Annotated in this window: 8 protein-coding genes; 3 read left to right on the top strand and 5 right to left on the bottom strand. The window is 53.9% G+C overall.

Annotation, left to right across the window (positions count from 1 at the left end):
• Positions 1 to 324 precede the first annotated feature (324 nt).
• On the top strand, positions 325 to 966 hold the full coding sequence (locus JOE25_RS26280) for a hypothetical protein (protein WP_209640564.1): 642 nt from the start codon (positions 325 to 327) through the stop codon (positions 964 to 966).
• A gap of 301 nt (positions 967 to 1,267) precedes the next feature.
• The gene (locus JOE25_RS26275; RefSeq protein ID WP_209640561.1) at positions 1,268 to 1,810 is read left to right on the top strand and encodes a stationary phase growth adaptation protein; all 543 of its coding nucleotides are present in this window, start codon (positions 1,268 to 1,270) and stop codon (positions 1,808 to 1,810) included.
• 430 nt (positions 1,811 to 2,240) lie between these two features.
• Here JOE25_RS26275 and JOE25_RS26270 read toward each other — a convergent pair whose 3' ends face one another.
• Positions 2,241 to 2,618: an entry exclusion protein 1 gene (locus JOE25_RS26270; RefSeq protein ID WP_209640558.1), complete on the bottom strand. Its 378-nt coding sequence runs from the start codon at positions 2,616 to 2,618 to the stop codon at positions 2,241 to 2,243.
• A 68-nt stretch (positions 2,619 to 2,686) separates the two neighbouring features.
• Here JOE25_RS26270 and JOE25_RS26265 point away from each other — a divergent pair, with 68 nt between their 5' ends.
• Positions 2,687 to 2,866 carry a Rop family plasmid primer RNA-binding protein gene (locus JOE25_RS26265; protein ID WP_209640555.1) on the top strand — a complete coding sequence of 60 codons (180 nt, stop codon included), beginning with the start codon at positions 2,687 to 2,689 and terminating at the stop codon, positions 2,864 to 2,866.
• 30 nt (positions 2,867 to 2,896) lie between these two features.
• Here the strand turns inward: JOE25_RS26265 and JOE25_RS26260 are convergent, their stop codons facing one another.
• The 4 genes from JOE25_RS26260 to JOE25_RS26245 form a co-directional block, all read right to left on the bottom strand.
• Positions 2,897 to 3,160, bottom strand: a complete 264-nt coding sequence (locus JOE25_RS26260; RefSeq protein ID WP_209640552.1) for a hypothetical protein — start codon at positions 3,158 to 3,160, stop codon at positions 2,897 to 2,899.
• 30 nt (positions 3,161 to 3,190) lie between these two features.
• A complete protein-coding gene (mobC, locus tag JOE25_RS26255; RefSeq protein WP_209640550.1) occupies positions 3,191 to 3,922 on the bottom strand; it encodes a MobC family replication-relaxation protein in 732 nt (243 codons plus the stop codon).
• Entirely contained in the window at positions 3,922 to 5,883 is a 1,962-nt protein-coding gene (locus JOE25_RS26250) for a TraM recognition domain-containing protein (RefSeq protein ID WP_209640547.1), read from the bottom strand. Before JOE25_RS26250 ends, mobC begins: the two co-directional genes overlap by 1 nt.
• 1,594 nt (positions 5,884 to 7,477) lie before the next feature.
• Positions 7,478 to 8,017, bottom strand: a complete 540-nt coding sequence (locus JOE25_RS26245; RefSeq protein WP_209640544.1) for a hypothetical protein — start codon at positions 8,015 to 8,017, stop codon at positions 7,478 to 7,480.
• Between the last annotated feature and the right edge of the window lie 70 nt (positions 8,018 to 8,087).

Genomic DNA, 8,087 nt, shown 5'->3' with positions numbered 1-8,087 from the left:
TCTTCTCTGAAGCTCCTGAAGTCATAGAGGGGTTGTACGCCGGAACCGCCGAAATTTCCGGCACTACTGATAAGTCGCTTTCTAAGCATGTTTAACATCTGCTGACATGTACGATTATGGGGCCATGAATGAGAATCGATGCGTACCAGCTATGTGAGACGTTGAAGTCAGTACTTTTTCGCCCCAAATGGCCATTTCTTTGCTGTCCGGTTGACGGTGGTCTTGCGTACAGCCAACCGAACGCCAAAATTATGCGTCACGGAAATTTCGGCGGTTCCGGCACAGAACCCCTACTTATGCTTAAAAAACAGAGATGGAGCTTGTATGAACGGATCTGGTTTACCCCCAGCAATAGTGTCCGCAGTGATCGCGGGCGTGACCGCAATAGTGGTCGCAGGCGTGGCAGCAGTGTTCTCTTTCCTGAACTACAAGTTAGCTAAAAAAAATAGCGATCAAGTATCGACGCGGGCAGCAGAAGAGTCATTGTTAGATAATAACCTCACAAAAATTCGCTTAATTTCTTCTCTGGATGTTTTCGCATACCAGTCGACATTGGTCGCTTTGGACTATGGAAGTGAAAATAGGAATGGGATAACAAAACCATTAGTGCAGCTACCTAGATTTAACGTTGAGTCGATGGCAAAGGACATAAGAACCCTTCACACCAATATCATCCATCAAGTAGCACAACTGGAATCACTGCAAATATCCGCTGAAGCAGAGGTAACGTTAATAGCATTGAGACAGCAAGATCCTACTGATGACGCAGAACTATTCCATCACAGGAAAAGGCTATATTTTACGCTTGCAGTAAAGGCGCTTAGACTTTCGAGGCGCATTCGGAGTTCTATAGATGACGATAGCGGCTCAATCTTACTCACCAGAAACAAGCGACAAATAAGCACCTATTTGAAACTCAGGCGGGAGCAAATCCAAAGAAACTCCACGCCCTTTTATTTGACATAACATCCCTTGTACGCACCGCTGAAACACACTCAGGGCGATTTAAGCGCGAAAGCGATGAAAACCACAGCTTACCGGTTAAAATCCGCCAGAACCGCACTGGCTAACTTTACGGGGCATGCATGGCTATGCAGTCAGATGCGTGGAGTTTGGTTTGGTTTGAAATGCCGGGCGAAAGGTCTGTTTTAAAGCTAATCGGCACCCAACACAGCTTATGTAACAGCTTGATTATTTCGCCTCCAATGGTTTGTTTTTTCTCTGGTAGAATATGCAAATTCTGTGATTCTCATGTTGAGGTTTTGCTGTGAACATTGACGAAGTTGCCCAATGGCATCCCTTTAAGGATCCTGATGGCAACATTTGGGATTTGTCATTTCTTGATGCACATGAAGTTACTTACACTCACAGCTCTCCAGGTAAACAAGATATCGTTTATAAGTTTATTGTATCTTACTCATTTCATTGTTTTTGCAAGGATTATCCGGAACAGACAGCCGAGGAACAATTGGCATTGATGTATCATGCCGATAAAGATGCGAGGCCGTTTTGTAAGATCAGGTATGCGCTTGCTCGAGAAAAACTACGAGCCATCATTGAAGGATTGGGTAACGCAAAGGTTATTCATGCAGGGCATGGCAGTTATGCTGTCGTAGAGATTGCAGCTAATGATGGTGAAAGCGAGTTCTACTTTGTACCGTTTAAGGCTTATCGTGAACGGAAGAAGCTGCGTCTACATGTGACTAGTGCTTATCCCGTGAATGAACGTCCGCCCGGTAAGCCGGTTAGTTTTTTTAAGATTGCCCACAATCTTTTACGTGGAAAGCCATTACCTAAGCCTCAGATGTAACAAAGCCCGCTTAGTTGCGGGCTTCGCCAGAAATTTCTTCTGGTATTCAGAACACCTTTACCGGGCTTGGCCTCGACCAACATCTCTGTTGGTAGTGGGATGTCTGGTATTACCAGTCTGCTGCATCCTTGAACTAATTCTAGGTAGTGTGATGTAGATTTGCAACCAAAAAGTTGGTTGCAACCTAAAGGCTAACTTTTTCTGACACCCAACAAACACCTTGCTGCGCCTGGTTTTATGAAAATACTGTTCTATATGACACCTAAAACCTAACAGTTAATTAAATCACCTAACTCTTGTGGCTATTTCCCGCACAAAATAGATCCGCACTAAAGTGGCGGCGCTCGGGCATAACCACCGAACAACAGCTAACCGGTGACGGGAGCGCAATTCATTGCGTGGCCGTCGCCGGTTGGACAAGCGTAGCGCGTCAGCGCTTCCCCCACTGCCACCACCGGCGCGGCGTTTCGGCCGGTGTCTCTGTGGTCTCAGTTTTGTGTTCCAGCAGTCTCATGGCCTGCATTTCCTGTCGCAGCCCGGCCACCTCTTCCCGCAGCGCTTTTATCTCCGCGATCAGCGCTTCCGAGGCCGTTTTTTCAGTCTCAACCGGCAGTCTCAACTCGTCCCGCTTGTGAGTCTCATCCTGTCTTAACTCACCGTACACCCGGATAAGCTCACTGGTATCGACAACACGACCACCATCAGCCTCGATCCGGTATGATACGCGGCCTTTAGCCATATCTCTGTACAGAGAACTCCGGGCTTTTCCCGTCAGTTCAGTGGCCTGTCTCACCGTTACCCACGCCATTGTCTCACCCCACTATTTTTGAGACAGTATACCTGACAGGCGCACACCATGCCCGGAAGGAAAAGAACATGACCAGACAGGAAAAAACCGCCCTCAAGATGGCGAAATTCATCAGGGATCAGTCGCTGCTGTTGCTGGAAAAGCTGAACGAACTGGATATGGATACCCCGGCCGACCTGTGCGAACGGCTGCATGAGGATGCGGAAAAACTCTGGCAGGTGATGGGCGAACAACTCGGGGAAGAATAACGGCACCGGCGCAGCCGGTGCTTTTCGGCATCATTTCATCAGACGGCGCATACCCAGCAGAATGCCCCCGATCAGGATCGCCGTAGTGCCACCCTGCCCGAAATGCAGAAACAACCAGTCCCGAATCTCCGGGTTTCTCACCAGAAACTGCGTAAACCCGTAAAGCAGCAGAAGCACCGGCAGTACGCGCCAGAGCAATTTCAGCAGGTTCACGGCCAGAATACCCGGCACACAAACCATAATCCCGAGCACAAACAGGGCTTCCCGCCCGACAGCAGCAACACGACCATTCATAAAGACACCTCATGATGTTAATAAATAAAATCAGTCCATTACCATAAATCTGAAGCAGGAAAACAGCCGTTCCCGATCGAGTTCGGCTGTTTTGCGGGCCTCGCCGGTCTGTGGGTTCACAATCTCATCCACCGCCAGAATAGCCCGCTGTACCCGGACAAGCGTCGGCCGGTCGGGGCAGATGTACCAGATTTCATCAATGCCGTTCGCCTTGCGGTTAAACAGATACCCGGACACCACTTCCTGATAGCGGCGGCGGCTCTTGACGGTACGCTCCACCTCGAACGCCACCGTTTTGCCGTCCAGTTCCGCCAGCGCATCCGGTACCTTCATCCCTTTCAGGGCAATACGGTGCAGGTAGCGCCAGCCGGTGGCCCCTTTTGTCGTCATGGCAAGGCGCAGGGACTGCACGGCCAGTCGGTGCGGCAACTGCGCCGCCGACACGCGCGAGGGCTGGAAAGGGGTTACATCCGTCAGTGGTTCGTTCTCGTCGAACGAGAACGCCACGCCGTGCGGGGTCAGACCCCACACGCTGACCTGACGGCCGTCAACCGGGTATTTCGCCCGGACCAGCAGACCTTTCGTCACGAGGCTGTCCAGGAAGCGATAGACCGGCTGTACCGCCGCAATCCCCAGCAGACGGGCCACAATCTCCGCCGGTGAGCAGAGTTCGTCCCGCAGCCAGCGCAGGACCAGGCGGGTTTTCTCCGCGTTCCGCGCCTGTCGCGTCGCGTGGCTGACGTTGTACCGTTCAAGTGCCATCAGTACAGCTCCGCAAAATCATCATCATCCGGGCGCTTACGCGCAGCGTCAGCCTGGTATTCGGCCAGCGGGTCCGCTTTCGCCAGCACCGGGAAGGTACTGAGCGAGATGGCCTGACGTTCCACCCGCAGCGGGCTGCTGAAACCGAGATGCGCCACGCCCAGCCCGGTGATGACCGCAAACCCGTCCGGCAGGTGTTGCAGGGTGTTCACGTCGAACAGATACCGCGCCTCCTTCTGGATATAGCTGTCGCCGCTGATGTGCTCAACATTGCCGGCTTCCCGTTGCACCTTGCGCCGCTCCACGTCCACCCGGATTTCCCCGGTCTGTGCGGCGGCCCACTGCGCGGATTCTTCGCTGGCCGCTTTGTAGAACCAGCGGATCGGGGTGTTATCGAGTACAGTGGTTTTCACAAAATCGGCGGGCAAATCCTGCCCGCACAGTCCGAAGTCACCCAGCGACTGATGCGCCAGCAGCAGGTTACAGTCCCGGCTGCGCAGCGTCCCCAGCGCGTTCAGCACGTATTTGGAGAGCAGATATTTAAGCTCATCAAGCATGATGCTGGCGTGCGGCCACGCAGTGAACTCATCACGGGCAAGGATAATTTGCGCGCAGCGGGCAAACAGCATTTTCTGCACCCGAATAACCGCCTCATCCTCCATTGAGCCGATGACATACAGGCAGCCGCCGCCGTTGATAATGGCCGCCACATCGATGCCGGTGTCCGTCTGCAGGACGCTCAGATCGGCGACGTTCTCCAGCTTGGTGATAAGCCCCTTCACCTCTTTTTTCATCGTCTCCGGCAGCGCATACGCCGCCGTCAGCACCTGCTGGATGTTCGCCCCGTTCGGGAACTGGTCCGCAATCAGCTTCGCTGCTTTCTGCTCGTTGTTGCGGTAATGGTCGGCCACATCGCCGGTTTCACTGAGGTTAAACCCGGCAATCAGCAGGTTTTTCAGCGCGTAGCTGTCGAGGTCACGGAACAGGTTAAGCTGCGCCGGTTTCCCCGGTCGCAGATCCAGCAGCGTAAAGTCCGGGCAGTGCGCCCGGAAGACGTGTGGCGCCCACGCGTCGCCCTTCGGGTCGAAGTACACCACCGCATCGCCAAAATCGCGCACGCAGCGAATGAGCGCATTGGTGGCCATCACGCTCTTGCCACTCCCGGGCAGGCCGAGAATTTGCACGTTAGTTTTGCGCCACGTATCGCGCGGAACCAGCACCGGCTGGCCGTCCTCCTTCTTGCCGAGGAAAACCACCTGCTGCTTTCGCGCCTGTTCGGTGGAGAAATCCGCCAGCGCATTGACCGGCACCGCCTCCCCGAAATGCAGGTTACGCACATCCGTCATTTCACCGGTGCGCTGACTGCTGCGGCGGCTCTCCTGATTCAGCTGCGCGTTCACCTTCTGATCGGCGGCCGAAAAATGCTTATCGAGGAACAGGAACGCCAGCAGCCGCGACACCACCACCCCGGCAAGCAGCCCGCCCGCGCACCAGACAATCCCGAACAGGTTAGCCGGTTGCAGCAGGTAATAATCCGCATTAATCGCACGCCCCGGAAACAGAACCGTTTCCCCCCAGCTCTCGATATAAACCGCGACTACCAGCCCGGCCAGAATCGCCAGCCCGCCCCCCTCAACCAGCAGATGCAGCCAGTGCCAGAGGTGGCGACGGACCGTCACCGCACGTCCGGGCGAATCGAGCGAGGCCAGCACCGAAAACGGCGCAGCCCGGTTATTATCACGTCGGTAGCGGTCGGCATACTCCAGCCGCTCTTTCCGGCTAAGGCCGACGTAACGCATCCGCCCCGTCCAGGCAGAAATCAACCCGACAGACACCCCGATGGCAAGGAACGTGAGCAGCAGGGCGACGTAACCCTGAAACAACCAGCTGACCCACGGGAAAATATCCCGGGCCAGCGCCGGGATGTGCCACTGCCACGCCAGCGAATCCAGATCAAACATGTGATACCTCTCTCAAAGCGACGGTTTACCGGCGTGATGCGCAGCCCACTGCGCAAGCTGGCGACATGCCCCAAGGCATGGCGACGGCGTTCACGTCCCGGGTGAAAGCGTTCAGCGCTCACCCGGGAGGCCAGCAACTTTCCGCCCCATGCGGAAAATGCGCAGCCCCGGAGGAACAACGAGCACGCCCACAGCGTGCGAGAGGAAAAGGCCGCGCCCCAGCGTGGATTTTTCCGGTGTTCCGGCCCCCGTCAGAGTAAGCGCCAGCGAGCGGCTGACCACCGACAAAATCAGAGGCAGCTTGCTGCGTCGTCAGGTGCGTTCAGCACCGTGGATTTTTGTGGGTGGTCAGGCGTGAGCCTGACGGGGGCCGGGTGAATTTCTGACGTGACCGGCGTTCAGCCGGGCTAAGACAGAAAGAGGGGTAAAGACGCTGCGTCGATGGCGTCCAGCCAGTGTAAGCAGTGGCTTTACCCCTGAAGTCAGTCCCGCCCCAGCGGGGATGACTTGCATTTCTCCGCAAGGAGAAAATAAGTAACAGAGATAGGTTAACGTGAAATGTTCAGCAGAAAACCGACATGCTTCACCTATCTGAATGATTTATCGGCTAAGAAGGGAAAGGCTTTAATCAGGGGACAATATGACACACCAGCGCGTCCGGTGGTCGTCGGCATGTACGGGAGATATTGCGCCTCCTCGCTCACTCGGACGCTACGCTCCGGCCGTGAGACTGCGGCGGGCGCTGCGGACGATCACGCAGTAGTCAGGGAGGATGTGGGCGAAAAAAAAGAGCAGGGCAAAGGCCGCGGGGAACCCGTTTTTTCATAGGCTCCGCCTCCCCTGACGAGCTTCACAGAAAAAGGCTTTCCGGTGCTCAAATCAGTGGAAGGCGAAACCCGACAGGACTATAAAGATCATCACCGTTTCCGGTGAATCGCTCCCTCTTGCGCTCTCCTGTTCCGACCATGTCGCTTACCGGATACCTGTACCGCCTTTCTCCCTTACGGGAAGTGTGGCGCTTTCTCATAGCTCACACGCTAGTATCTCGGTTCGATGTAGGTCGTTCGCTCCAAGCTGGGCTGTATGCAAGAACCCCCCGTTCAGCCCGACTGCTGCGCCCTCTCCGGTAACTATCGTCTTGAGTCCAACCCGGAAAAGCACGCAAAAACGCCACTGGCAGCAGCCACTGGTAACTGGAGATCGCAGGAACGTGAGAGTAAAAAAGTTACTTTTCTCTTGAAGAAGCCCATTTATAGCGGCTAAACTGACTGTACTGATTTGGTGACTGTTCCTGCGAAGATCAGTTACCGCCCGGTTTCGAAGAGTTACCAGCTCGACGAACCCGAACCAACCCGCCTTCCGGCGGGTTTTTTCGTTTACAGTGCAAGAGATTACGACGATCTATGAAGGATCTCAAGAAGATCCTTACACGTAAAGGAAGCGTTATCAGTCGATATGGTTGTTTACCCCTGGGAAAGCACCATTAACGCCATTAATGACGCTGGAATTCCGCAAGTGGGGGTAATGGGAGCGAAGCTGCAATATGGCGACATCTGTAAAATTCATATGCGTATCAGGACGTTGAAAGTAGCTTTCAATAGTGTACGAAAACGGCGTACGAAATGAACGCTATGTACGAAAGTCGTTTAGCTAAGTTTTGGACATGCAAAAACACCCTATCCGCAAAGGGATGGTTTCGGATATCAGCAAATGTCGTGAAATTGTGCGTTCGCTCCCATTGGGCCAAGTGGAGCTGGAAGGATTTATCAGTCATGCTGGCGGTTGCCGAACAGTCTACACACCACCGGCGCAGCCAGTAATGAGCCAGCGATTTTCGAACCTCAACCACTTTGATACCGTCAGTCATTTGCATATCACTTTCAATAGCTTTCTTATGCTGAACCCGAGGATGAACAACCAGTTCCAAAGAAAGATACGTGTTCCAGTCATCATCAAATTCTCTCAGACATTCCGCAGGCGCAGAGCCTTCGTCCCCAAAAATCTCCTGAATTCGTCCTACAACGAGATCTAAAAATTTTCGCCTGCCAAGATCATAGCAACGGACGTATGTTTTAAGATCGTTGTGGAACATCGAGTGAGGGACAATTTTCTTCTCTGAAGCTCCTGAAGTCATAGAGGGGTTGTACGCCGGAACCGCCGAAATTTCCGGCACTACTGATAAGTCGCTTTCTAAGCATGTTTAA

The organism is Serratia sp. PL17, assembly GCF_017832355.1.
Lineage (GTDB): Bacteria > Pseudomonadota > Gammaproteobacteria > Enterobacterales > Enterobacteriaceae > Serratia.
Note: the sequence above shows the minus strand (reverse complement) of the source record. Positions and strands in the feature narration are given on the sequence as shown.

What these genes read in the sequence shown, in the direction of transcription:
- JOE25_RS26265 (WP_209640555.1), top strand. Translation starts at nt 2,687, where the DNA reads ATGACCAGACAGGAAAAAACCGCCCTCAAGATGGCGAAATTCATCAGG.
- mobC (WP_209640550.1), bottom strand. Translation starts at nt 3,922, where the DNA reads ATGGCACTTGAACGGTACAACGTCAGCCACGCGACGCGACAGGCGCGG.
- JOE25_RS26250 (WP_209640547.1), bottom strand. Translation starts at nt 5,883, where the DNA reads ATGTTTGATCTGGATTCGCTGGCGTGGCAGTGGCACATCCCGGCGCTG.
- JOE25_RS26270 (WP_209640558.1), bottom strand. Translation starts at nt 2,618, where the DNA reads ATGGCGTGGGTAACGGTGAGACAGGCCACTGAACTGACGGGAAAAGCC.
- JOE25_RS26245 (WP_209640544.1), bottom strand. Translation starts at nt 8,017, where the DNA reads ATGACTTCAGGAGCTTCAGAGAAGAAAATTGTCCCTCACTCGATGTTC.
- JOE25_RS26260 (WP_209640552.1), bottom strand. Translation starts at nt 3,160, where the DNA reads ATGAATGGTCGTGTTGCTGCTGTCGGGCGGGAAGCCCTGTTTGTGCTC.
- JOE25_RS26280 (WP_209640564.1), top strand. Translation starts at nt 325, where the DNA reads ATGAACGGATCTGGTTTACCCCCAGCAATAGTGTCCGCAGTGATCGCG.